The following is a 23,584-nucleotide window of genomic DNA, read 5'->3' on the forward strand; positions in this document are numbered from 1 at the left end:
TAAACGTTAAGTAGGAAAATAATCGCAAACTATTGACAGTTTGTAGCATTATTACATTTATAATATTCTGAGGCCAAAATTTAATTTGTATCTTTGCGCTTTGGTAAAACAGCAATTTCATAATTCATGATATCAGTAGATAATTTATCCTTAAAGTTCGGAAAACGAACACTCTTTGATGAAGTAAGTTTAAAATTCACGCCTGGCAACTGCTATGGGGTGATAGGTGCCAATGGTGCTGGAAAATCAACTTTCCTAAAGATCCTATCAGGTGACCAAGACAGCACCTCTGGGCAGATCAATATCACTCCCGGTCAACGGATGGCGGTATTGTCCCAAAATCACTTTGCTTTTGATGAAGTGGAAGTACTGAAAACTGTCATCATGGGCCATAAGAAGCTCTATTCTATTCTTGAAGAAAAGGATGCCATCTATATGAAAGAGGATTTCTCTGAAGCTGATGGACTAAGAGCCTCAGAGCTTGAAGCTGACTTTGCTGAAATGGATGGTTGGAATGCGGAATCTGATGCAGCCTCTATGCTGTCTGGACTTGGCATTAATGAATCCCTTCACCATCTGCAAATGAAGGAGCTCGCCGGTAACCAAAAGGTACGAGTATTACTTGCTCAGGCACTATTTGGCAATCCTGATATCCTTATTCTTGATGAACCTACCAATGACCTGGATTCTGATACTATCAATTGGTTAGAAGACTTCCTGGTGAATTTCAAGAACCTAGTGATCGTTGTTTCTCACGATAGACACTTCCTGGATGCAGTTTCCACGCATATCGTGGATATTGATTTTGGAAAAATAAAAATTTATAGTGGTAACTATACCTTCTGGTATGAGTCTTCCCAACTCGCGGCAAAGCAGAAAACCGATCAGGGTAAGAAGGTAGAAGAAAAAAGAAAAGAACTCCAGCAGTTTATCGAGCGATTCTCGGCAAACGTGGCCAAATCCAAGCAGGCCACTGCCAGGAAAAAAATGCTAGAAAAGCTGAATGTGGATGAAATCCAGCCTTCCACTAGAAAGTACCCTGGCATCATCTTCAAGCCAGAAAGAGAAGCAGGTGATCAGATCTTTATGACAGAAGGCCTAAGCTTAAAAGATGATGGAACGATTTATTTCAAAGATGTCAACCTCATGGTGGACAAGGGAGATAAGGTTGCTTTTATCTCGAAAACCAAGCAGGCTGTAAATAAATTCTTCCAAACGATTATGGGCGAAATCCCTATTCAAACCGGAGAATTGAAATGGGGCGTTACCATCAATAAGGCTTATTTGCCCAATGACAATTCAGATTACTTCAAAACTGACCAAAATCTTATTGATTGGTTAAGACAGTTTTCTTCTAATCAGGAGGAGGCTTATGTAAGGACCTTCCTAGGCCGAATGCTATTTACAGGTGAGGAAACATTGAAGTCCTCTTCGGTTCTCTCCGGAGGAGAAAAGGTACGTTGCATGATCTCTAAAATGATGCTCCAAAACCCTAACTTGCTGGTCATGGACGAGCCAACAAATCACCTTGACTTGGAATCGATTACTGCCTTCAACAATGCCATAATTGATTTTAATGGGACGGTATTGCTGTCTTCTTATGATCATGCCTTCGTAGAATCTACTGCAAATAGAATTGTAGAATTCACGCCGAATGGTACCATCGATAGAAGGATGAGCTATGACCATTATCTGGAAAGCGCTGAGATCAAGGAGCTTCGCGAAAGCATGTATCCAAAGGGCTAATCATTATAATTTATAACAATATTAGGTCCCTTTGTACCGTCTCCGATGGAGCAGTATGAAGGGACTTTTTTAGTATAAGACTATGGAAAATTATCCAGCCATTACCCTCAAAAAAGGAAAAGATGCATCCATCCGCAGAAGGCATCACTGGGTGTTTTCCGGAGCCATCGCACAAGCTGATCCTCAGATTCAGGATGGAGATATTGTAAGAGTCCTTTGCAGCAAGGGGGAGTTTCTTGCCATTGGCCATTATCAAGCTGGTTTTATCACCGTTAGGGTCATTAGTTTCGAGGAGGTTCAGATTGATGATACTTTCTGGAACAAGCGGCTAAGCCAAGCCTACCAAATGCGAAAAACCATTGGTCTTACCGATAGTGAGCAGACCACGACTTATCGTTTGGTACATGGAGAAGGAGACCAGTTACCTGGCCTAATTATCGACTATTACCAAGGCACCCTGGTCCTCATGGCGTACACCATGGGCATGTATGCCCAGCGGGACTCCATCGTAAAGGCCTTACAAAACGTCTATGGCGCCCAGCTGGAAGCGGTTTATGATAAGTCTTCAGAAACCCTAAAAGGAAGTATAAAAGCTGAAAACCAGTTGCTGTACGGAAGCCCGAAAAATCAGGTGGTACTGGAAAGTGGTAGCAAATACGAGATCGACTGGGAAAAAGGTCAAAAATCTGGCTTCTTCATCGATCAGCGAGAAAACCGCAAGCTAGTAGGCCAGTATTCTAAAGGAAAAAAAGTCCTCAATACTTTTTGTTATTCCGGAGGCTTCTCGATAGCAGCCCTTCAGGGTGGAGCCACTGAGGTGCATTCAGTGGATATATCAGCGGCCGCCATAGAGCTTACCGAGAAAAATCTTGCGCTAAACCCTAATTTGACGGCAAAACATGAGTCTAAGGTGGCTGATGTGGTAAAATATATCCGAGAAATCGACCAGGATTATGATCTTATCATTTTAGATCCACCAGCATTTGCCAAAAACATCAAAGCACGTCACAGCGCCGTGCAGGCTTATAAAAGACTAAATGCCGAAGCCTTAAAGCATATCAAACCCGGAGGAATTCTATTTACGTTTAGCTGCTCTCAAGTGGTGGATAAGAAGCTATTTGCAAACACCATCACTGCTGCAGCCATACAAGTGGGGCGGTCCATCAAAATTCTCGAGCAGCTTTCACAGCCTGCCGATCACCCTGTCAATGTCTTCCATCCCGAGTCCGAATACTTGAAAGGACTTATTCTATATGTGGAATAAGAATATAGGGGAAGGCAACATCTCCTCGCCTTCCCCTCTTATTATTTCACATCAATATTATATACAAAAGCTCTGTACTTCAATAAGGCGACAAAGACAGCCCCTCCTACTGCATTTCCAAATAATGCAAAGAATTGAAAGTTGAGGTAACGAGCAAATTGAATATTGGGTGAGCTTACCAGGCCTGCAAATACCTCTACATTCCCCACAATGCTATGATGAAGACCCGTGAAGGCCATCATGGCGGTAATAATAAAGATAATCACGATCCTACTTAAGGTATCCCGGGAGGATGACATCAACCAGGACAATAAGCCCATCAACCATCCTGCAAGAATGGCACTGGTAAAAATGACTTCGCTAGGGTATTCGGTGGCATGAAGGGCTATTTTTTCGACCACCGCATAGTCAAAGATCCCGAGTTTTGGACCGATCCAGAGGAGTAATAAAGCAATTGTATACCCACCAATAAGGTTTCCACTAATCACCAGCCCCCAGATTTTCAGTAAACTCCTAAGACTTCTCTTCTTATTTAACACCGGCAAGGTCAATAAGGAAGTCTGCTCTGTGAATAAAATAGACTGTCCAAGAATCACCATAATAAAGCCCACTGGATACACCAAAGCCGTCAGCTTATAGCTGTCCGCCTCTGACATTTCATCCGAAAAATAAGAATATACCGTACAGATAAGTAAATAACTAAAGCCAATCTCCAGGCCAGCGGTCACTGAGCTCAATAATAAACTGCTGGCTTTCTTATCATAGGTTTCCAAACCCTCCGTCAGCTGCTGCTTCAAAATCTCCCCATGAGATTTGGCACCATCACTGGATTTCGAAGTAGACTTTTTTAGCTCAGAATCAATATTTTTCTGACGTTTGGCTTCTTCCTTATCGCTTTCTGTATCGCTCATAATTATTTTTCGTAAAAATCACATTTTGTCAAAAGTCATACCTAATTTACTCAATAAAGCGATTTATATCCTAATATTAAGACATAATCGGTATTCTCAGACCTATGCCACTCAGCTAGTGAAAGATAGAAAAGCTTGGGCAAAATCACCCCATTACCTTGGATCATTCCTCCCTTATTCCTTTATTCCTCATACTCCCTTATAATAAACTAGGTCGATTGGTAAAACTCTCTTTGAAGGATAATTGTTTATCCTAAAATTGGCTTTATTGTAAGCCTTGGGAGCTATAAGTATTGATCATTCTGATGTATATTTGCGTAGCTTCATATAACAGCATCTTTAATTTAAATAAACCTATTTGCATCTAGCATGACATATGATATTGTAATTGTAGGCGGGGGAATTGTGGGATTAGCAACCGGACTAAAGCTAAAACAGAAAAGGCCAGATTTGACAGTAGCGATATTGGAGAAGGAAAATGAACTGGCAAAACACCAAACCGGCAATAATTCCGGGGTGATTCACTCAGGCTTGTATTATAAACCTGGCTCTCTGAAGGCCATCAATTGCATAAGTGGATATCATGAGCTGGTACGATTCTGCGAAGAGGAAAATATACCTTTCGAAATCACCGGAAAAGTAGTGGTGGCCACTCGGCAGGAGCAACTGCCTCAGCTACAAACCCTTCTCAAAAGAGGGCTGGAAAACGGATTGGAGGGCACTCGGCAGATCAGTCTGGATGAACTTAAAGAATACGAACCCTATTGTGCCGGCGTGGGAGCATTGCACGTCCCTCAAACGGGAATCGTGGACTATAAGCGTGTAGCGCTAGCTTATGGGGAAAAATTCAAGGCTCTTGGCGGAGAAATATTCCTTAATCATAAAGCAAAAAAGATCAACCATAATAATAAGCTCTCCGAAATTATCACTTCCTCAGGGACTTTTATGACCCGCACATTGATCAACTGTGCTGGATTATATTCCGACAAGGTGGCGGATATGAATGGTGAAATGGACCTGGATGTGAAAATAATTCCTTTCAGAGGTGAATATTATAAAATCAAAAAAGAGCGGGAATACCTGGTCAAGAACCTAATATATCCCGTTCCAGACCCTAATTTCCCCTTCCTGGGCGTGCACTATACTCGCATGATGAAAGGCGGCGTAGAAGCTGGGCCTAATGCGGTCATGGCTTTTAAAAGAGAGGGGTATAAAAGGACAGATTTTAACCTTAGAGAGTTCAAGGAAGCCGTTACCTGGCCCGGCTTACAGAAGGTTGCCGCGAAATATTGGAAAACAGGAATTGGCGAATACTATCGATCCTTCTCCAAAGCTGCCTTTACCGCTGCGCTTCAAGAGCTAATCCCGGATATCAAAGAGGATGATTTGGTAGATGGAGGCGCAGGGGTCCGCGCACAAGCTTGCGATAGAACTGGAGGACTCTTGGATGACTTTGCCATCACCGAAAATCCCTACGCTATCAATGTGCTAAATGCCCCAAGCCCGGCAGCCACTTCCTCGCTCGCCATTGGAGAAACCATTAGCAATTTGGCAATAAAACGTTTTTAAGCAATTATAAGCATATCAGTCTACCGCCCTCTCAATAGATATTTGAGAGGGCGAATTGTACTTTTACTTTTTCACCATTTATCATTTATTTCGCCCCTCCTATTCCCAATCACTTTTCCATTTTTACCCTTCCATTTAGTCTATTGGAAGTAAATTAAAAATCCTTACCTATTCTATCTAATTCAGCCCCAGTCCCAAGGGTCTTGATCTTCCCCTCCAAGGCTAACTCCTTAATTACCATTTTCGCTCAATCCATAAGCTTCTTACCTCAGGTTTTAAAAACAAGTTTAATCAATTATTAACTATTATATATTAATAATTTACACAAAACAACATCTATTTAAATCAATAACTAAAATGAAAAACACACATAAATACAAAGGTATATTTTCTAATATAGCATTGTCATAAGTAAACCTTGGAAGGAAAGACATCTGTCAATTTGAAGTCCGAAAAATCTTAATAAAAAATACCGCTTATTGAGTCCCCTTCAGGACTCTCCCCCGAAGCAACAAGTCAAGTACACTGATAATCAAACCATAATACTTCATTAAAAACAAATTCGACTATTGTATATTTTTCACTGAGGCCTATCTTACAGACGTAAGTAGGTAAGAAAACCCTCCTGGGATCAGCTAATGCGGGGCTAGTATTTCAGACCAATATTTAGTAAAATATTCTTATTACAATTAATAATTAACAGCAAAAGACAGAAATTAATAATTTGATATATTTAAATTTTTAAACCATATTTTTTTGAAGTATATTTTTAAACATCAATTCCTGCCCAATGTTCCGTTTTAGAGGTAAATCAGCCATTTTGGAAAGTAAAATCCCAAAAGCACTCCTTTGCTTTTTCTTATTGATATGCCTGAGCAATTCCACGTGGAGTCAGGTGAGGTATTCCATTAAAACTGAGGTGAGCTATTATAGCCATATTGATCATTTGGTGGATATCGACCCAGGTGCAAATTGGGAGGGCTATAAATCGAATGGGGATGGAATGGAATTTTCTATAATTAATGGCCTGACCTTAAATAAATGGTACTTTGGATTGGGTCTTGGTTATCTTAATATTGATGGCTATGATGGGCTGTCGGTTTATTCAGACATTAATTTTAGGGTTTTAGATTATAAGCTTAGCCCAATTTTAGGAATAAAAGTGGGTCGCTCTCACCTTTGGAACCAATATGAATCCGGTACAGGTACTGCCATGGCAGAATTTAATATTGGCTTTAGCTATCAATTATTAGATGTAGTGACCATCTATATCCAATCAGGAATAACGATAAATCAGGAAAGTTCTTTCAGCCCGTTTACCGCTGGTATCAGCTTTTAGAGCCTTAAACCACTTAATGGCGCAGCTCCCTATCTTACCTAGTGTTTTTTATGTGCTAACTACCTAGATCTCGTAGCCCCTTACTTATCAGCACCTTACATCAACAGGCCTGCCTCCTACCCTACTTCAAATAAGGAAAGTTGATTAAGTAATTAATAATAAATGCACATAAGATGAACAATTCCCCTTTTTATATCGTTTACGATATATTCACGAACGATAAAATAACGAACTTATGAAAACTTTATTTGAAACAAGTGCAACAGCAACAGGTGGTAGAAATGGGCATGTAAGAAGTGAAGATGGCGTATTGGACATGGATGTGCGTATCCCGAACCAAATGGGCGGTAAAGGGGGCGAATTCACTAATCCTGAACAACTATTTGCAGCTGGCTATTCAGCTTGTTTTGACAATGCAATCATCCACGTGGCCCAAGCCAAAAAGCTCAAACTGAGTTCAAGTACCACCGCAAAAATTGGATTAGCTATGACGGAGGACAAAAGCTATCAGATAACCGCAGCCCTTCACATTACCATGGAAGGTGTGGATCAGGCCACGGCTGAGCAGGTGGTCGCTGCAGCGCACTCCACTTGCCCCTATTCTAATGCAATAAAGGGCAATGTAGAGGTAAAACTAAGCGTAGAGGCGAAATAAAATAGAAGGTTATGCGCTAGCTCTTCTTTATAATGACTTTGCCATTTTGGGCAATGGCTAGCCCATGGGATCCTCCTATGGGCTAAGCTCGCCCAAATAGAGGGTTAGTTATTTACTAAATACCGTATATGCTCCTTTTTTAGGTGAACAGCGAGGACCATCTAAGCTACCTAAATCAATACTTAACTGCCGCTCTTTGATCAGTGGGGATATCCACCAGCGGTATGTTTTTTGCTAAATATTAAACTCATTTGCTAAACTCAAAACTTTAAACTCATAGTTAAAATGAAAGCCACTATACACACCAGTACCATACAGAATGTCCTTCGGGTTTTGCTTGGCCTCGCCATGGTTTACGCTGGCATTGGTCATATGACGTTTCTGAGGCAGGAATTTCAAGCTCAGGTTCCGAATTGGATTCCCTTCTCCTCTGATTTTGTGGTGCTCGCCTCGGGGCTGGTAGAAATTACCTTAGGCTTAGCAATGGTATTTGCCACCAAATATAAAGTTTATGTGGGCTTGGCCTTAGCCGTCTTCTATGTCCTGGTATTTCCCGGAAATATCGCTCAGTACACCAATGGAATTGACGCTTTCGGTTTGGATACAGACCTCAAAAGGCTAATTCGCTTATTTTTCCAACCGCTGTTGATTCTATGGGCATTATGGAGTTCGGGAGCACTTTTGGCTTTGAAAAGAAGGAAATAGAATTTCTTTCAATTAGTTTAGAACCTCAAATCCAGTAATTATGAGCCTAGAAGAAAAATCCCCTTCCAATCTGCTATTAGAAAATCAACTGTGTTTTCCATTATATGCAGCGTCGAGATTGATGATCAAAGCCTATCAGCCTCACCTCAGCAAACTAGATCTGACTTACCCCCAATATTTGGTCATGTTGGTACTTTGGGAAAAAGACAAACTCACAGTGACAGAAATCTCTAAGCTATTACTTTTAGAATCCAATACACTAACCCCATTACTAAAAAGAATGGAAGAAAAGGGGCTCATTAGCCGCCAGCGTGACACTATGGACGAGCGAAAAGTTTTTGTGATGCTCAGCACTGACGGCAGAGCCATGCGCCAAGATGCTGCTTGCATCCCGACCGCCATTCTCAAAGAGGTCGATGTGCTGAGCATAGAAGAAATGAAAGAGCTGTATTCCCATTTAGGAAAAGTGCTCAATCATCTTCGTTAATATTATAGAATGAGCTGAGGCTTGGTATTCCTCAATCTACATGGTTAATCACAGAATCGGGGAAGTATTTATTTGTCAAAGCCACCATCTCATCTCCTTTCACGAACATACTGATATTTATTTCATTGGTATGTTTTACTCCACAGGCTCCCAAAAGCTCAAGTACTGCATGCATGGTATTGTGATGGAAATTATAGACTCTTTCGGCTTTATCCTCAACCACCAAACCTTTAACCAGCATCTCATTTTGTGTGGCCACACCTGTTGGGCAATCGTTAGTATTACATCTCAGGGCCTGGATACATCCGATGCTAAACATAAAAGCGCGGGCAGAATTACACATATCTGCTCCTAGGGCCCGCATTCTCAACACCGAGAATGCGGTCAATACTTTGCCACTGGCGATGATTTTAATATCCTTGCGTAGCTCATATTTGATCAAAGTACGATTGACAAAAATAAGCGCAGGCTCCAATGGGATACCCACAGAGTCCGAAAACTCCAATGGGGCAGCACCAGTACCGCCCTCTGCGCCATCCACGGTAATAAAGTCCGGCAAGATTCCCGTTTCACGCATTGCCACGCATAAATCTATGAATTCCTCTGTTCTTCCAAGACACAGTTTGAAGCCAATTGGCTTACCGCCGCTCAACTCTCTTAGTTCTGCAATAAAATCAATCAGCCCATTAGCATTTGAGAATTTCCGGTGACTAGGGGGAGAGATAATGGTAGTATGGGCTTTAACGCCACGAATTTTGGAGATCTCCACGGTATTTTTTTCTCCAGGAAGCACCCCTCCATGACCTGGCTTGGCACCCTGGGAAATCTTAATTTCTATCATCTTCACCTGCTCATTTGCGGCGGTAATTCTGAATTTTTCAGGGTCAAAATCTCCATTTTCAGTCCTACATCCAAAATACCCTGTTCCTATCTGCCAAACTAAATCCCCACCTTCCTTGAGATGGTAAGGGCTGATGCCACCCTCGCCGGTATTATGATAAAAGTGCCCCTTTTTAGCCCCTTTATTGAGGGACATGATGGCATTCTTGCTCAATGAGCCAAAGCTCATCGCCGACACATTAAGCACAGAGGCACTATAGGGTTTTTTACAATCTTTGGTCCCAACGATAACCCGAGGGAAATTCTTCACCGCAGGAGTGGCGTATATGGAGTGGCGAATCGCCTCATAGTTCTCCCCTGATATATCTATTTGTGTCCCAAAAGGATGGGTATCATTCACATTTTTGGCACGACGATAAACCAACGCTCGGTGGTTTCGGCTAAAAGGTTTGCCATCGGTACTTGTTTCGATAAAATACTGCTGAATTTCCGGGCTAATCATCTCAAAGAAATACCTAAAATACCCGAGAATGGGAAAGTTTCTTAAGATCGTATGGCTTTTTTGAAATCGATTATAGACTCCAATTAAAATCAAGGGGATGATGATAAGGAATGCCCAAATCCACTGTTGATAATAATAAGCTAATATGGAAAAAACCAATACCACTATAATGGTGATATTATAGAAAAGGTGCCGCATGGTTATATTTTTTGGTTAATTAATCGGATAAAGCACGTTCCCACACACAACTCTCTAGAAGTATATTTGTTCCTGAAAATGATGCATTCATGTCCTTTTGCGGGAATTTATTATTCTAAATATAAAGATAAAGTTTCAGGAAAAGGAATAAAGACAAGGTGGATCGACAACAAGTTTTTTGACCTTTCTGTCCCTCAGATATTTAATACCAAGAAATTGCTGAAGTAACCTAAAAAATCAAGTAGCCACCCATAAAAAAGGTAAAATAAACCAATACAACTCAGAATAATTTTTTCAGAAATTTACCCGAAAGTTCTCAAAAAGTGATAAATACGGATTTCAGCCCACGTAAATTCCTCACCAGCAAGAACAAAGCCGGTATGTCCACCTCTCTTGGGTACTTCCAGAAATATATGTGGATGCTGATTGGCAAGGGCTACGGGGTAGCAGCGATCCGCTAAGAGCGGATCATTTTTGGCGTTCATTATCAAGGTGGGTACCTGAATCTGCTCCATCCAATTGTCGGCACTTACCGACTGATAAAAGTCCTGACCATCCTCGAAACCGTGTAATTTGGCGGTAAACTGATCATCAAACACATCAAAGTCTTTTACCTTCCCTAGCAGTTCTATATCGATAAGCCCGGGAAATTGCTTGGCTTTTGCAAGCATTTTCACTTTCAGCTTGGAGAGAAATTTTCGCTTATAAAAAAAGTTTGCTGGTAATTTTAACGTGGCAGCACTATCGGCGAGATTGCATGGAGTGCTATAAACCGCCGCTGCGCAGATCTGTGTGGGTAATTTATCGCCTTGTTCCCCTAAGTATTTTAAGGTTTGGGCACCCCCCATACTTATTCCGGTAAGGTAGATCTCATTATAATTAGGCTTGGTCAGGATCACATGGTCCACCACCGCGGCTAGGTCATGAGATGCTCCATGGTGATAGAGCACCTTGGTGAGGTTCATCTCACCACTGCATGATCGATTATTCCATGCCAGGACATTAAAGCCTTGCTGATTGAGTAGTTTCACCTGAGCAGTGACATAGTGACGCTGCGAATCCCCTTCCAGACCATGGGAAATAATCACCAATTTATTAGAATGCTCTATGGTGGACCAGTCGATATCTAAGAAGTCTCCATCCGGAGTGGCGATTCTCTCCCGCAGGTACTTGACGTCTCCTATTTTCCTGAATATACTAGGAATTACTGTTTCAAAGTGCCCATTGAAATAGTGCCTTGGTGGACGTCTATAAGAGGAAGGATAGATAATTGGCATGGCTATACTGATGAGATTCCATTCAAAAATAGCGATGATTTAGGTAGAAAAAAAACCAGCGTTTCTTCTAGAATCGTACAGTTTATGCCATAAACATAAAGTGGCCTAAGAAGCCAGACTGCCTTCAATATCAATTATAAAAATAATACATCCCTTCTCCTTCGCTTAACCTTTTGCTGCTAAAGGGGCGCATCTGATCCAAAAATATGGATCAGGCCTCTCGGATTTCACTTAGCAAATCATTGCTGACCTGGATAAATTCCTTACGATGCTCCTCAAAAGCCATATCCGAAGCGTCTGTTTCTATAAGCTGACGGCCATTTTCTAAGACTTTACTCAGTTTTCTCAGTTCAAAAATAGTCACTGTAGGTCTCACTTTATGACGCGCCTGATGCATCATTTTTTCATCGCGATTGGTAATCGCCTCTGCATAGCGTTCCTTTAATTCCTGAACAGAACTTGCAATTGCTTCAAGCAATTCAACTTCAAATTCCTGGTCTCCTTCTGCCATCTCATGAACCTTGTCCATGTTAATGTTCCTACTAGTAATCATGTGTGATGTCGTGTTGATCATTTTCTCTTAATGGTTGAAAGCCCTGCTAAATAACCAGTTGTCCAAGCGGCCTGAAAATTAAAGCCTCCTGTAATCCCATCTATATTCAAAACTTCTCCGGCGAAGAACAAATCCGGTACCAAAGTGCTCTCCATGGTCCTCGGATTTATCTCATTTAGCGAGATTCCTCCCGCCGTTACAAACTCCTCTTTGAAGGTCGTTTTTCCTTTGATTTGTAATTTATAACAAAAAATATGCTGTTCCAAAATATTTTTTTGTTTTTTACCACACTCCACCCAACGTTGTTCATCGGAAATTCCCGACTGAGAAACCAAGTGTTCCCACAATCTTTTCGGCAAGTTGAACAGTGGATTAGTTAATATTTTCTTCTGTGGATGCTTCGCAATATATTCTGCAAAAGTATCCCGAATTTTCTGCTCTGATAAATCGGCAAGCCACCTGATCTGCGCTACTCCTTCATAGCCCTGCTCATGGAGCCACTGCGCCCCAAAAGCCGAAAGCTTCAGTACCGCTGGACCGCTCAATCCCCAATGGGTAATCAAAACCGGCCCTGAATAGGAGAGCTTAGTTCCCTCAAGCTTTACCAATGCCTCAGGAACAGATAAGCCCGGCATCCTCTTCAATGGCTCCGTGGGCGTATTAAAGGTAAATAAGGAAGGAATAGGTGGCACGATACTATGCCCCAGCTCAGCAAATACCTGATAACTATCCTGTTTTGGTGAGCCGCCCGTGGTCCCTATGACCTTGTCCACAATAAAATGATCCCCTTTGTTTGATTCTAGTAAAAATCCTGTCTCTTGCTTCGTGATTTTTACAATGGCTTGGTACAAATTCACCTGAACACCCAGTTTCTTTGCCGCATTTTCCAGCGCCCAAATGATCGTCAAAGAACTGTCACTTTCAGGAAACATCCTTCCATCCGACTCTACCTTCAAGGTCACATCATGCCTTTCGAACCAGTCTATCGTGTCCTTCACTTGGAATAAGCTAAAGGCCTTCTTCATAAACTTCTCCCCGCGAGGATAGTTTTTAATTAGCTCACTTAATTTTAATGCATGGTGAGTGACATTACATCTGCCACCACCAGACACTTTTACCTTTGAAAGTGTTTTGCCTGATTTTTCGAAGATTATTACTTTAGCCCCTTGATGGGCGGCATGAATCGCAGCAAAAAATCCTGCAGCTCCACCCCCTATTATTCCTACTGTTACCATTCTGTAAAAATATCCAGCAGGTCTGACTTATTAAACTTAATCTTACACTATGTCTAAGTTTTTCGTAAAAACATCAATGAAATGACAAAAACAAACAATATAGAATCCTGGTTCTGAAAAGTAGTAGATTATAGTTTCTTATTGGTAAAATAATATCTTATTCTGACTTTTACAATTTTATCACGGTTTAATAATAAAAATATAAAAACAGACTATTGCCTGCTTCTATATTTTCCATATTTTATATCGATCGTACTCCAGCTAATAAACAAGGATATGCAGGAATTCAATATTATCTTCTCTTTCCTGATAAAGTCCCCATTAGTGTTCTGGTGAGTTCCCTGAAAATGGTCCTGCCGATCTGACGAACCATCGTATTTTTAGAAATTTCCTCAAAAAAACTATCCTCTTCCTTCGCTTTCGTACCTGAAGATTTTCTTTTGGATATTTCTTCCACCTTCTGCTCAGCGGATTTTTCTGCCTGCTGAAGCTTTTTGGTGAGGATTTCATGGGCGCTATCGCGATCCACTGTTTGGTTATAAAGGCTTACCAAGCTAGATTGGCTTACCACCGTATCGATCTCGCTATCGGTCAGAATATCCATCCGGCTAATAGGCGCTCTCACCAGGGTATGCGCTAAGGGTGTAGGAATCCCCTTTTCATTCAATGCCGTCACCAAAGCCTCGCCTATGCCCATGGCGGTCAGTACATCCTTGGTTTCATAAAAAGGTGATACAGGGTAATTTTCGGCAGTTTTCCCAATTGCCTTTCTGTCCTTAGCAGTAAATGCTCGGAGGGCATGCTGAACTTTCAGCCCTAGCTGACCCAATACGCTTTCTGGAATATCCGTTGGGCTTTGGGTGCAGAAGTACACCCCTACTCCTTTGGAACGGATAAGTTTTACGATCGCCTCTATTTTCTCCACCAAGTCCTTACTGGCATTATCGAAGACCAAATGCGCCTCATCAATAAACAAGCAAAGCTTAGGCTTATCCTGATCGCCCTGCTCGGGGAAGGTGTCATAAATCTCCGATAGAAGGCTCAGCATAAAAGTTGAGAACAGCTTTGGGCGGTTTTGGATATCGGTAAGACGAATCACAGACACTACACCCTTGCCATCTCGCTGCCGTACCAAATCATTAACATCAAAGGATCGCTCGCCAAAGAAGGTTTCTGCACCTTCCTGCTCCAGCTCAATGATCTTACGCATGATGGTATTGACAGAGGCAGAGGATACTGCACCATATTCCTGTTTGATTTCTTCTTTTCCTTCATTAATAACAAATTGAAGGACTTTTTTGAGGTCTTTAAGATCCACCAAAGGCAGCTGATTCAGGTCACAATAGCGAAATATTAAAGCCATAATCCCCTGCTGGGTACTATTTAGTTCTAATATCTGCGACATGAGCACTGGTCCGAACTCCGTGACGGTGGCACGTAGGCGTACCCCCTTTTCCTTGCTGATACTCATCAGCTCCACTGGCAAAGCCGTAGGCTCAAAATCTACCCCGATTGTCTTACTTCTCCATACTATATGGTCGTTGTTTGCGCCCGCCATGGCTAGCCCGGATAAGTCGCCCTTTAGGTCCATCAAGACGCTAGGGATTCCTTTTAGTGACAATTGCTCAGCGATTACTTGCAGGGTTTTGGTTTTACCGGTCCCTGTGGCCCCAGCAATTAGCCCGTGGCGATTGAGGGTTTTCAGCGGGATTTTGACGGTGGCTTCAGACACCGCTTCCTTGTCCAACATCCCTGTTCCTAAGATGAAAAAATCATTTTTGGTGGTATATCCTTTTTGGATTAATGCTTTAAAATCCTCTTTTGAATCCATATTTCCTCAATTTGGGTAATTATTATTTGGCAAATAAGCTCTGAAAGTTTTTTGGTAATTCGAATATTTCGCTGCTTTATAATCCAATTATACGAAAAAATACCTTTGACTAATGCTCATATAGGATTTTTTGAGGTGTATGGAGCAAAGGGATTGCCGGGCTTTAGCTACTTTTTTTATATAAACAGCAAGCTACAGGGCGCTTGGACAAAAAAAATCCCCCAGCCCGTTTAACTACTGAGGGATTCACAATACTAAGTTAGAAATCGAAATTTCTTATGGATTTTAGTGAGTAACTACTGGTTCCAAGTCTTTGGCTTGGGCTATAAAATCCTCTACTTTGCTCAGGGCAGGAACTACTCTGGTCAAGCTTTTGGCCTCGTTGGTTTCCACAAGGGATTTATGAAGGTTCTCGGCGTTACGCGTTCTCAATTCCTTCACAGTATCCACCCCGGAGGCTTTCAATAGTTCTGCAAATTGGCTAGCAATTCCATTGATACGGAAGAGATCGGCCATATTTACAAAATCCAATATTTTACCTTCGGCTATTCCTGTTGCGTCAGCAAGTTCTTTTCTGCCTTTTTTTGAAGCCCCTTTTTCCAATAAGGACTCCACAGTCTTTACTCCTGCCTGAGCGAATTTCTCCTCATTTACAGGACCAATACCTTCAATAGTTGTGATTTTTTTTGACATGCGTATTTTTGTTAATGTTAAATTAAATATGAAGGGTTTTCCGCTCATCGAAAACCCAGGTTAATTCTTTTTGGTACGTCTTATTTGAACATGCCACCTAGTCCGCCAAGGAGATCACCCGCTTTGCCTTTGAGCAGGTCTCCAGCTCCACCGCCGATCAATTTCATCAAGTCAGCTTTACCGGCATTGCCACCCGTGGCACCAGCGATTTTATCCAGCACCATCGGTAAGACAAAGGCTGTAATCTGCTTTGCCACTCCCTCAGGAACGCCCAGCTTAGAAATATAATCGCCAGCTAAATTTCCTGCGAACTTCTGAAACATGCCAGAACCACTTGCGCCACTGCCCTGATTGATCATGGCTAATAAGCCATCAAGGTTGCCGCTGGCCGCTTCTTTGGTCGCTGAGGAAGTTAGGGATTCCTTGGTGGTCTCCACCGCCTTGGATGCCTGGTCTTCGCTCAGCCCAAATTGGCTGGTAATCTGTGATACCACTTGTGGTCCAATGCTTTTTATAATGTCATTTATCATAATAAATTGTTTTTTGCTGAGGAACTTTATTCAGCTATTTGGTTGATGTCTTTTTTCCGTTTCTTGCTAATTCTATCAGCATTCGATGCTTAATATAGCAACAAATTATATTTCTTATAAATAACTGGCAAAAAATTATCATTAACTTAATACGATTTGCACTTGATGCCAGACCAATGACCTTGCCAAAATTATAGATTGCCGACATTTACTCTATATGTCCTGGCCAACATTATCCAAAGGTTATCAGCCTTAACTCTAAAAAACCGACCTCCTTGGGAATCCTTTGATAAAAGTATTTGGAAGCAGGGATCATTTCTTATTCCATCTCCTTCTATCGCCATTAAGGTCTTAGATGACGGTTAAAATTTGTAAAAATTAAGGAGATTTGCTTCAAAATTTGCTTCTTTACGATTTGTTTATCCAAATTGACTATGCTCACAACCTACCTTAAGCCAATGTATAGAACAGAGAAGAATGGACGATTACCATTTCTTTCCATAGTACTAGCATTATTGATTTCCTGCTTATTTCCAAGCCTTTCATCAGCTCAAAACAGCCCCAATCTTGGCAAAACTTCCCAGCTCATGGAGGCGGCAAAGTCCGCCATCGCTGACAGTGAATATGAGCAAGCCAATTATTATTTTAGGCAGATAATTGAAAGTAATGCGGCCATCCCATCAGAAATGCCCTATTATTTTGCTGAAACATTATATGAACTTGGACAGTACGATAATAGCGCCAATTTCCTGCAGAAATACCTACAGATTAATGGACATACTGCGGAGAATTACAAACAAGCCAAAGAACTGGAATCCCAGTTGGAAGAGCCATTACAGGCTATCGCCAGCTGTGAGTTATGCGACTATAAAGGTTACCGCTATGAGGTCTGCCCTACTTGTCATGGTAGCAAACAAATTGAGCAGGAATGTCATTATTGCAAGGGCCATGGGATCGTAGGCTGTAGCAGATGTAAGGGAACAGGAATAGTAACTAAAAAGAATGTCTTTGATATCACTGAATACTATCAGTGCAGTCGCTGCGAAGGCCACGGAAAACTTACCTGTCCAGTATGTGAGGGCTCACTCAGTGAAATAAGCCCCTGCAGAACCTGCTCTGGCTTTGGCAAGATAAAGTCAGACCAGATATGTGATCACCAAGAGCATCAGGCGCATGAGTCCAAAACAGAATCTGAAGAAAAGGTCATTGGAACCGAAAGTATATTTAACAATCAGTAATCATGGAAAAATCAACAACTTGCCCACAGTGTAAATCCCCCTACGCCTACCCCACGGGGACCAGCATGATGTGCCCGGAATGTGGCCATGAGTGGAATCCGGAGGAGGTAAAAGAAGAAGAAAGTGGATTGGTGGTAAAAGATGCCAATGGCAACATCCTCCAAGATGGCGACTCGGTAGTGGTGACCAAAAACCTGCCCGTAAAAGGTGGTGCAGGTCCCATAAAAGCGGGCACTAAAGTGAAAAACATCCGACTTACTGATGGCGACCATAATATTGATTGCAAGATTGATGGCTTCGGAGCAATGGCTCTAAAATCTGAATTTGTAAAAAAAGCATAAATCCACAAGCTCATTTTGAGGTACAATAAAGCCTGCGAACCTGATCGTTCACAGGCTTTATTGCATTTATGCTATTTGGCTAAAACACATAATCCCTATGGATTGCCAGTTCACTATCATTTAAGCTTAGAGTCCAGCCTGCTCTTTTTCAGGGCCGTTACATAGGCTGACTTTCTCCATCTATTGAGTTTATTTTCTTATGGATTTCTTGAATTGATTTTTCAAATAAATCCCCGCCAAACTCCTCATTATCAAGGGATAGAATGATTGTATCCTTGACACCCATCATCGAAAAAACAAATTTCAAGTAAGTAGTTTGGAAGTTCATATGTTCATTTTTTTCATCTTTCCCATAGCCTGTATCTCCACGGCTAGATAAAAGGTATAATTTTTTATTACTCAATAAGCCGATATAATCTCCATCTGGTTTTCCTGATCGGAATTTCCAGGTTTCATTTATACGCATCACCTGATCGATATAGGCCTTTAGTCCACTTGGAATCGACCAATTATACATAGGCGTGCCCAAGACAAAAATATCATGTTCCCTGAGCTCTTTCACCAACACATTACTAAGCCTCAGTCCTTCCTGGTTTTTCTCAGTTCTAAGTTCTGGGGCTATAAATGCGCTAGCGATCCAGTTTTCATCAATGGCGGGGATACAGTCTAAGCCTATTTCTCTGAAGGAAAAGGAATCCAAAGGAAACCTTTCCTGCCAATTTTCCTGAAATAATTTGGTGAGTTTTCTGCTATGTGATCGTTCGTTTCTTACGCTGGCGTTGATAATAAGTATTTTTTTCATTTGCTTTCTGGTTATAAAGCAAAATTGGAAAGGAAAAAAGGGGGAAAAATTGATCTAGGTCAATGGATATTATTTATTCTTAATTCGGCTGATAAATTCTGGAGAGATGCCCAAGTAGGATGCTATCAGGTATTGAGGGACTTTCTGTGCGATCAATGGATAGTGTGCAATAAAATCATGATACCTCTCCTCCGCTGCCATGGTATTTTGCACAATTATCCTTCGCTGCAAGCTCCCCAAGTAACTTTCTAGGATAATCCGGAAGTACCGCTCCAATTGAGGCAAAGATGCCAGCATATCCTGAAAAGCCTGACGATGAATTTGGATAATATGGGTGGTTTCCAAGGCCTGAATTGTATAATTTGAGGGTTTCTGTTTATTGAAGCTTAATAAATCCGTGGCCCACCAATCCTCAATGGCAAAGAATAGTATTTCCTCTGTCCCACGGGTAGGATTGATATAGAAGGCCTTCAAAGCACCCGAAACCACATAATTGTCAGTGATACTCAGTTCTCCATTTCTCAGCAAATATTCCCCTTTTTGGAGAACCCTTTCTGTCCAGTAAGAATCAAACAATATCATCTCCTCCTCAGTCATTTTGATATGCTGCAATATATTCTGGTGAAGTTTTAAGTGCATGGATGCTTTTATTGACTTATGATCATTTTTGAGATGGATGAAAGTGGGGAGATGAAAGGAATTGCTTTCTCCTAATCCGAGGGCCTAAAATTATATAATCTCTATTGAAATAGAACGAAATGAGAAACTTTCAAACCATCTTAGATTTATCCTATGTCATTATCTAATCAAAACTATCGCCCCAATTTCGATTTTCTATGAGTGGATAAAAAGAGAAAAGTATGATCCAAAGTGGATTCTTCCAGAAAATTGATTGGCTTTCCTACAATGGCTTTTTTAATTCATATACATAGCATTCCAGGCCTTCAAATATCCGCTCTTCCAAAAATTCAAAACCTAACCTTTCATAAAATCGATGGGCATTGATATTATTTTTCAAGGGATCAACCAGAATCCCAGTGATTTCGGGTTGCTGAAAACAACGCGCTATCGCCAAACCCATGGCAATAGTTCCGTATCCTTGACTCAAATACTCTTCCTCCCCTATCCAAATGTCAATTGCCCTTTTGGACTGAGCTATCTCTCCCCAATAATGCGTCTCTTCCTCATATGGGTCGATTATTTGGATCATCCCAATTGCATTACCATTTAGGACAATCATCAGCTGCTCACGCCAGACAGGCTGACGCTTGAGTTCGATCTCCCAATTCCAATCACTATCAGGGTCACAATCAATAATATGTTGCTTAGTATCCCAAAGTCTCAATAGCTTAAGATCAAGAATACTTGCAGCTCTTAATTTTAACATCTAAAGCCCATTTTCTAATTCTAAACCTCTCCAATTACCCCATACAAAGCTCATAAAGGGATTTCCCTCTGCACTATTTTACACTAAATTAATAAGTAAGGTGATTTGCTAAAACTAAACTTAATCCGACATCGTCTTGAATCCCATAATTAATTATCGATCCAGCTGTAGTAGTGAATATTATTCCAACTGTTGAGGGAAATTGTAACGCCGGAATTCTCTTCAATATTTGTAGCGGTAAAGTCATTGAGGACCGTCGCGAGATCATAAAAGGCCTCTATATCGTCATAAATAAAGTACCTAGAGGGAAAGTTAAGCCAGTTTCCTGAAGAACTCACTGGATAGGGAATTCTTCCTTCACCCTCAAATTCAAACTCCGTAAATGCCGGGTTTTGCTCTAGTAGGGCCATAAAATCAGTATAAATATGACCATTGTCCGTATTGGTTCCGCATACAAAGGCAAAGGAATTTTCGGGAAGTCTAAAGGTATTTTCATATAAAGAGCTGGTAAACTCATGATTTAGACTTGAAATAGCAATTGATTTTTCCGTGATATCTATAGAATATTGATCAATTCTATTTCCATTAATAAAGGTGAGCTTTTTGATCATTGGCGGTAAATCAATAATTGAAGTGGCTGGCCCAAATGCCGTCAGGCATAAGTCATATTTAATAATCTGGTCGAACCTAACTATTAGTTCATCCCCCTTCATGAATTGAGAACTTGCTATACCGTAATTAAAACAGGGGAAGTTTTCTGAGCTTATCAAGCTCAATTTGAGTTCAGGCTCTTGTGCTTCATTGGTACTATATACCTCCTGAGGCATGAAGAGAATCTCCTGATCGATGGAGCCTCCGGTGATGTATTGAGCATATTCCGGATCAGTACTATTTTCTATATCAGGATTACATCCTAATATTAAAATTGATAGGAAAAAAAAGGCTATTTTTTTCATTAAGATTTAATTATCAGGCCATTTATACCATTATAGAGCAAGGGCTCATTCTATTTTTTGCACAAAAATGGCTAATCAACCAGAATGCAACCTTGAACTGAATACTAGGCAAATTAACCAAATCCATGTATTTTCCGATTATCTGAAGCAAACTATCTTAATCAAATATCACCAAGAAAAGGCCTATTATTTGTTGTTTTGAAGAAAATCAAGGGACTTATCCAGCGCTATTTTCGCAGCATCAGTATCCAAATTAAACTGGTATTCATGTGGTAATTCTGGCTTATAATCCATTGGGAAGAATAAGGAATCAATAGTCACCCCATAGGGCCCCAGCTTCTTAGCAAAGGCCCTGGAATGAGAAAGCAAGGGATCACCATTCCCTGCGGAGATAAAACTCGGTGGAAATTCAGGCCCCACAAAATCGATAATCGAAGCCCCCTTTAAGCTTGCGTTAGCTTCAATATCCTTGGTGCCACTATAAGCCCATAAGACCGTTCTCAAAAATCCTCCAAAGTCTCCACTAAAGTCCGCTTGACCGATATCATAAGCTCCACAATAGAGAATCATTCCAGAAAGTTGTTCCGTGTGGATGGCTGGTGTGATTCCCATAAGTTTTGCATATGTAGCATCGCTTATTATTGCTGCATTCTGCGCGACAATCTGCGCCCCTCCCGAATCCCCCGCAAGGAAAACAGAACTGAAGTTGAGCTTTAATTCTTCTGAATTATCATTAAGAAATTTTAAAGCTTCGTTGGTTTGAATAACAGGCCTTGGATATTTTTCTTCTGGAGCAATAGAATAATCAATAGCTACGACCACATATCCTTTGGAGGCTAATAGCTTAGAATAATTCCTCAAATGCTCCTTTTTTCCTGAAATCCAGCCACCCCCATGGACCCAAACGATCACAGCCATGGATTGGTAAATCGCTGGAGCCACTGCAGGGTAATATATATCCAGCAATGCATCAGGATCTGTAGGGTCATAGACTATATCCAAATTTTGGCTTATTCCCTGAGGAACATGCTTCTCCAATGAATCATTGACTTTCTCCGCCTCCTGTTCGAAGGCATATCTAATTAATAGCGCCGCAGGCCATGGTGAAACTTTAAAAGCTATATAAAGTGATACAGCCACGATTGAAATAATAATTCCAACTATTAAAAATGGTTTTTTCAATTTGATTTCCTTCCTGAAAAATAAACTATCCCCAATGTATTATTATGATCCCAGCCCCAGATATCTGGATCACAAAAGGTCCTATGCTGTAGGCTTTCACCAACTAATTCCATTCAGGCTGAGAGGTGAATTAAAATAAATACTGAAGGGTAATTTAATGACAGCTCCCCCCATTTTAAGTAGAAATACAGCGATTTTGATTGAATTAAAAAGGCAATTACCCCATGATCAATTCCAGATTTCATTGGAGGCAGTTAGAATTATGGGGTCCTTATCAGTAATCAGTATGGTTTGTTCATGCTGAGTCACATAGCCTCCCTTGTTCCCCACTAGAGTCCAACCGTCTTCTAGCTCCACTGCAACGGTAGAATTGGTGGAGATAAAAGTCTCTATTGCCACGGTAGAATTTTTCTTAAACCGTTCCTTATTTCCTTTAACCCTATAGTTCAGGATATTATCAGGCTTCTCGTGCAAGCTTCTTCCTACACCGTGGCCAGCCAAATTTTTGATAACTTTAAAGCCTAACCTTTTTGCTTCAGTTTCTATTAAAAAGCCCACATCGGAAATTTTCACCCCGCCCTTTATACTGCTAATGGCCTTATGTAAAATGTCCTTAGAAGCATCTACAAGAGCTTGGTGGCCATGGATATCCTCTCCCAAAATGAATGAGCCACCATTGTCTGACCAGAACCCATTTAATTCCGCCGAAACATCAATATTAATCAAATCACCCTCCTTCAGGATTTTCTTTGGATTTGGAATGCCATGGGCAGCCTCCTCATTGACGCTAATGCAGGTATATCCAGGAAAACCATAAGTTTCATAAGGGGCTGATTTAGCACCATATTTCCGTAGAATAGCTCCACCGTACTCATCTAATTCCTTTGTGGACATACCAACTGTGGCGTATTCCCTCATCAGCTTAAGAGTGGCTCCCACCACCTCACTGATTTCTTTCATTCCGATTAGCTCTGATTCTCTGGTAATGGACATATTCGTAGAATTTATAGTGCGGCAAAAGGTTCAGAAGGTGGGAGCGCTGAAAGTGCTAAGCCCAATCCTCCTCTAAACATTGCTTTAGTACAAAATTATGATTACTTCCCTAATTAAAAAACTTATATTCCACTTAAGCATATATAGTTGCCCCAGGTGTATGATACACAACCAGTCCAGATATTGAAGCAGTTAGGAACCTAAGCTTCATCCAATGATCCCAAAATTAGCATAGGTTTATAGAAACACGATGGTAAAAAAAAAAACGACCCCGTCGGGGTCGAATAGATTACTACCAATTTCCTTATAAACTCTTGGCCTCATCGAAGTCAGTACTGAATTGTCTCTGA

At 41.1% G+C, this 23,584-nt stretch carries 23 protein-coding genes; 9 read left to right on the forward strand and 14 right to left on the reverse strand.

The annotated features are described in order from the left end of the window. Positions 1–126: 126 nt before the first annotated feature. A complete protein-coding gene (locus B050_RS0120990) occupies positions 127–1,746 on the forward strand; it encodes an ABC-F family ATP-binding cassette domain-containing protein (RefSeq protein ID WP_018475931.1) in 1,620 nt (539 codons plus the stop codon). A gap of 82 nt (positions 1,747–1,828) precedes the next feature. Beyond that, on the forward strand, positions 1,829–3,010 hold the full coding sequence (locus B050_RS0120995) for a class I SAM-dependent rRNA methyltransferase (RefSeq protein WP_018475932.1): 1,182 nt from the start codon (positions 1,829–1,831) through the stop codon (positions 3,008–3,010). 41 nt (positions 3,011–3,051) lie between these two features. Here the strand turns inward: B050_RS0120995 and B050_RS0121000 are convergent, their stop codons facing one another. Further along, the gene (locus tag B050_RS0121000; RefSeq protein ID WP_018475933.1) at positions 3,052–3,921 is read right to left on the reverse strand and encodes a formate/nitrite transporter family protein; all 870 of its coding nucleotides are present in this window, start codon (positions 3,919–3,921) and stop codon (positions 3,052–3,054) included. A gap of 369 nt (positions 3,922–4,290) precedes the next feature. Here B050_RS0121000 and lhgO point away from each other — a divergent pair, with 369 nt between their 5' ends. The 5 genes from lhgO (at position 4,291) to B050_RS0121030 (ending at position 8,676) form a co-directional block, all read left to right on the forward strand. Next, complete coding sequence (gene lhgO / locus B050_RS0121005) at positions 4,291–5,490, forward strand: L-2-hydroxyglutarate oxidase (RefSeq protein WP_018475934.1); 1,200 nt, start codon at positions 4,291–4,293, stop codon at positions 5,488–5,490. A gap of 790 nt (positions 5,491–6,280) precedes the next feature. Then, the gene (locus B050_RS0121015; protein ID WP_018475935.1) at positions 6,281–6,829 is read left to right on the forward strand and encodes a hypothetical protein; all 549 of its coding nucleotides are present in this window, start codon (positions 6,281–6,283) and stop codon (positions 6,827–6,829) included. 235 nt (positions 6,830–7,064) lie between these two features. After that, positions 7,065–7,484: an organic hydroperoxide resistance protein gene (locus B050_RS0121020; protein WP_018475936.1), complete on the forward strand. Its 420-nt coding sequence runs from the start codon at positions 7,065–7,067 to the stop codon at positions 7,482–7,484. A gap of 285 nt (positions 7,485–7,769) precedes the next feature. Then, the gene (locus B050_RS0121025) at positions 7,770–8,189 is read left to right on the forward strand and encodes a DoxX family protein (protein ID WP_026236071.1); all 420 of its coding nucleotides are present in this window, start codon (positions 7,770–7,772) and stop codon (positions 8,187–8,189) included. A 40-nt stretch (positions 8,190–8,229) separates the two neighbouring features. Beyond that, positions 8,230–8,676 (forward strand): MarR family winged helix-turn-helix transcriptional regulator, encoded by a 447-nt coding sequence (locus B050_RS0121030; protein WP_018475939.1) that lies wholly within the window; start codon positions 8,230–8,232, stop codon positions 8,674–8,676. 31 nt (positions 8,677–8,707) lie between these two features. Here the strand turns inward: B050_RS0121030 and B050_RS0121035 are convergent, their stop codons facing one another. From B050_RS0121035 to B050_RS0121065, 7 genes are all read right to left on the reverse strand, one after another. After that, a complete protein-coding gene (locus tag B050_RS0121035) occupies positions 8,708–10,216 on the reverse strand; it encodes an FMN-binding glutamate synthase family protein (RefSeq protein ID WP_018475940.1) in 1,509 nt (502 codons plus the stop codon). 302 nt (positions 10,217–10,518) lie between these two features. Beyond that, entirely contained in the window at positions 10,519–11,493 is a 975-nt protein-coding gene (locus tag B050_RS0121040) for a YheT family hydrolase (protein ID WP_018475941.1), read from the reverse strand. 211 nt (positions 11,494–11,704) lie between these two features. Beyond that, positions 11,705–12,022 carry a hypothetical protein gene (locus B050_RS0121045; RefSeq protein WP_229802460.1) on the reverse strand — a complete coding sequence of 106 codons (318 nt, stop codon included), beginning with the start codon at positions 12,020–12,022 and terminating at the stop codon, positions 11,705–11,707. Between the two features lie 41 nt (positions 12,023–12,063). Beyond that, entirely contained in the window at positions 12,064–13,281 is a 1,218-nt protein-coding gene (locus B050_RS0121050) for a BaiN/RdsA family NAD(P)/FAD-dependent oxidoreductase (protein ID WP_018475943.1), read from the reverse strand. 292 nt (positions 13,282–13,573) lie between these two features. Next, positions 13,574–15,112, reverse strand: a complete 1,539-nt coding sequence (locus B050_RS0121055) for a helicase HerA-like domain-containing protein (RefSeq protein ID WP_018475944.1) — start codon at positions 15,110–15,112, stop codon at positions 13,574–13,576. A gap of 285 nt (positions 15,113–15,397) precedes the next feature. After that, on the reverse strand, positions 15,398–15,805 hold the full coding sequence (locus B050_RS0121060; RefSeq protein ID WP_018475945.1) for a DUF4332 domain-containing protein: 408 nt from the start codon (positions 15,803–15,805) through the stop codon (positions 15,398–15,400). Positions 15,806–15,885: 80 nt separating this feature from the next. Next, positions 15,886–16,335 carry a DUF937 domain-containing protein gene (locus B050_RS0121065; RefSeq protein ID WP_018475946.1) on the reverse strand — a complete coding sequence of 150 codons (450 nt, stop codon included), beginning with the start codon at positions 16,333–16,335 and terminating at the stop codon, positions 15,886–15,888. Between the two features lie 434 nt (positions 16,336–16,769). On the opposite strand from B050_RS0121065, the gene B050_RS0121075 reads away from it, so the two are divergent. Next, on the forward strand, positions 16,770–17,573 hold the full coding sequence (locus tag B050_RS0121075; RefSeq protein WP_229802459.1) for a tetratricopeptide repeat protein: 804 nt from the start codon (positions 16,770–16,772) through the stop codon (positions 17,571–17,573). Between the two features lie 2 nt (positions 17,574–17,575). Next, complete coding sequence (locus B050_RS0121080) at positions 17,576–17,914, forward strand: zinc ribbon domain-containing protein YjdM (RefSeq protein WP_026236072.1); 339 nt, start codon at positions 17,576–17,578, stop codon at positions 17,912–17,914. Positions 17,915–18,071: 157 nt separating this feature from the next. Here the strand turns inward: B050_RS0121080 and B050_RS0121085 are convergent, their stop codons facing one another. The 6 genes from B050_RS0121085 to map form a co-directional block, all read right to left on the reverse strand. Continuing rightward, positions 18,072–18,716, reverse strand: a complete 645-nt coding sequence (locus B050_RS0121085; RefSeq protein ID WP_018475950.1) for an FMN-dependent NADH-azoreductase — start codon at positions 18,714–18,716, stop codon at positions 18,072–18,074. Positions 18,717–18,785: 69 nt separating this feature from the next. Next, positions 18,786–19,355 (reverse strand): Crp/Fnr family transcriptional regulator, encoded by a 570-nt coding sequence (locus tag B050_RS0121090; RefSeq protein ID WP_018475951.1) that lies wholly within the window; start codon positions 19,353–19,355, stop codon positions 18,786–18,788. 262 nt (positions 19,356–19,617) lie between these two features. Next, positions 19,618–20,103 carry a GNAT family N-acetyltransferase gene (locus B050_RS0121095; RefSeq protein WP_018475952.1) on the reverse strand — a complete coding sequence of 162 codons (486 nt, stop codon included), beginning with the start codon at positions 20,101–20,103 and terminating at the stop codon, positions 19,618–19,620. Positions 20,104–20,252: 149 nt separating this feature from the next. Next, positions 20,253–21,059: a hypothetical protein gene (locus B050_RS0121100; RefSeq protein WP_018475953.1), complete on the reverse strand. Its 807-nt coding sequence runs from the start codon at positions 21,057–21,059 to the stop codon at positions 20,253–20,255. A gap of 186 nt (positions 21,060–21,245) precedes the next feature. Continuing rightward, positions 21,246–22,199, reverse strand: coding sequence for an alpha/beta hydrolase (locus B050_RS0121110; protein WP_018475955.1), 954 nt, complete (start codon positions 22,197–22,199; stop codon positions 21,246–21,248). Positions 22,200–22,469: 270 nt separating this feature from the next. Continuing rightward, the gene (gene map / locus B050_RS0121115) at positions 22,470–23,234 is read right to left on the reverse strand and encodes a type I methionyl aminopeptidase (RefSeq protein WP_018475956.1); all 765 of its coding nucleotides are present in this window, start codon (positions 23,232–23,234) and stop codon (positions 22,470–22,472) included. Positions 23,235–23,584: the final 350 nt, after the last annotated feature.

It is taken from the genome of Echinicola pacifica DSM 19836 (assembly GCF_000373245.1).
Taxonomy (GTDB): domain Bacteria; phylum Bacteroidota; class Bacteroidia; order Cytophagales; family Cyclobacteriaceae; genus Echinicola; species Echinicola pacifica.

Bases quoted from the DNA above. Each gene is read 5' to 3' on its own strand.
- B050_RS0121080 (WP_026236072.1), top strand. From the start codon at position 17,576: ATGGAAAAATCAACAACTTGCCCACAGTGTAAATCCCCCTACGCCTAC.
- B050_RS0121085 (WP_018475950.1), bottom strand. From the start codon at position 18,716: ATGAAAAAAATACTTATTATCAACGCCAGCGTAAGAAACGAACGATCA.
- B050_RS0121055 (WP_018475944.1), bottom strand. From the start codon at position 15,112: ATGGATTCAAAAGAGGATTTTAAAGCATTAATCCAAAAAGGATATACC.
- B050_RS0120995 (WP_018475932.1), top strand. From the start codon at position 1,829: ATGGAAAATTATCCAGCCATTACCCTCAAAAAAGGAAAAGATGCATCC.
- B050_RS0121050 (WP_018475943.1), bottom strand. From the start codon at position 13,281: ATGGTAACAGTAGGAATAATAGGGGGTGGAGCTGCAGGATTTTTTGCT.
- B050_RS0121025 (WP_026236071.1), top strand. From the start codon at position 7,770: ATGAAAGCCACTATACACACCAGTACCATACAGAATGTCCTTCGGGTT.
- B050_RS0121035 (WP_018475940.1), bottom strand. From the start codon at position 10,216: ATGCGGCACCTTTTCTATAATATCACCATTATAGTGGTATTGGTTTTT.
- lhgO (WP_018475934.1), top strand. From the start codon at position 4,291: ATGACATATGATATTGTAATTGTAGGCGGGGGAATTGTGGGATTAGCA.
- B050_RS0121090 (WP_018475951.1), bottom strand. From the start codon at position 19,355: ATGCACTTAAAACTTCACCAGAATATATTGCAGCATATCAAAATGACT.
- B050_RS0120990 (WP_018475931.1), top strand. From the start codon at position 127: ATGATATCAGTAGATAATTTATCCTTAAAGTTCGGAAAACGAACACTC.
- map (WP_018475956.1), bottom strand. From the start codon at position 23,234: ATGTCCATTACCAGAGAATCAGAGCTAATCGGAATGAAAGAAATCAGT.
- B050_RS0121040 (WP_018475941.1), bottom strand. From the start codon at position 11,493: ATGCCAATTATCTATCCTTCCTCTTATAGACGTCCACCAAGGCACTAT.
- B050_RS0121000 (WP_018475933.1), bottom strand. From the start codon at position 3,921: ATGAGCGATACAGAAAGCGATAAGGAAGAAGCCAAACGTCAGAAAAAT.
- B050_RS0121095 (WP_018475952.1), bottom strand. From the start codon at position 20,103: ATGTTAAAATTAAGAGCTGCAAGTATTCTTGATCTTAAGCTATTGAGA.
- B050_RS0121030 (WP_018475939.1), top strand. From the start codon at position 8,230: ATGAGCCTAGAAGAAAAATCCCCTTCCAATCTGCTATTAGAAAATCAA.
- B050_RS0121060 (WP_018475945.1), bottom strand. From the start codon at position 15,805: ATGTCAAAAAAAATCACAACTATTGAAGGTATTGGTCCTGTAAATGAG.
- B050_RS0121075 (WP_229802459.1), top strand. From the start codon at position 16,770: ATGCTCACAACCTACCTTAAGCCAATGTATAGAACAGAGAAGAATGGA.
- B050_RS0121100 (WP_018475953.1), bottom strand. From the start codon at position 21,059: ATGAAAAAAATAGCCTTTTTTTTCCTATCAATTTTAATATTAGGATGT.
- B050_RS0121065 (WP_018475946.1), bottom strand. From the start codon at position 16,335: ATGATAAATGACATTATAAAAAGCATTGGACCACAAGTGGTATCACAG.
- B050_RS0121020 (WP_018475936.1), top strand. From the start codon at position 7,065: ATGAAAACTTTATTTGAAACAAGTGCAACAGCAACAGGTGGTAGAAAT.
- B050_RS0121015 (WP_018475935.1), top strand. From the start codon at position 6,281: ATGTTCCGTTTTAGAGGTAAATCAGCCATTTTGGAAAGTAAAATCCCA.
- B050_RS0121045 (WP_229802460.1), bottom strand. From the start codon at position 12,022: ATGGACAAGGTTCATGAGATGGCAGAAGGAGACCAGGAATTTGAAGTT.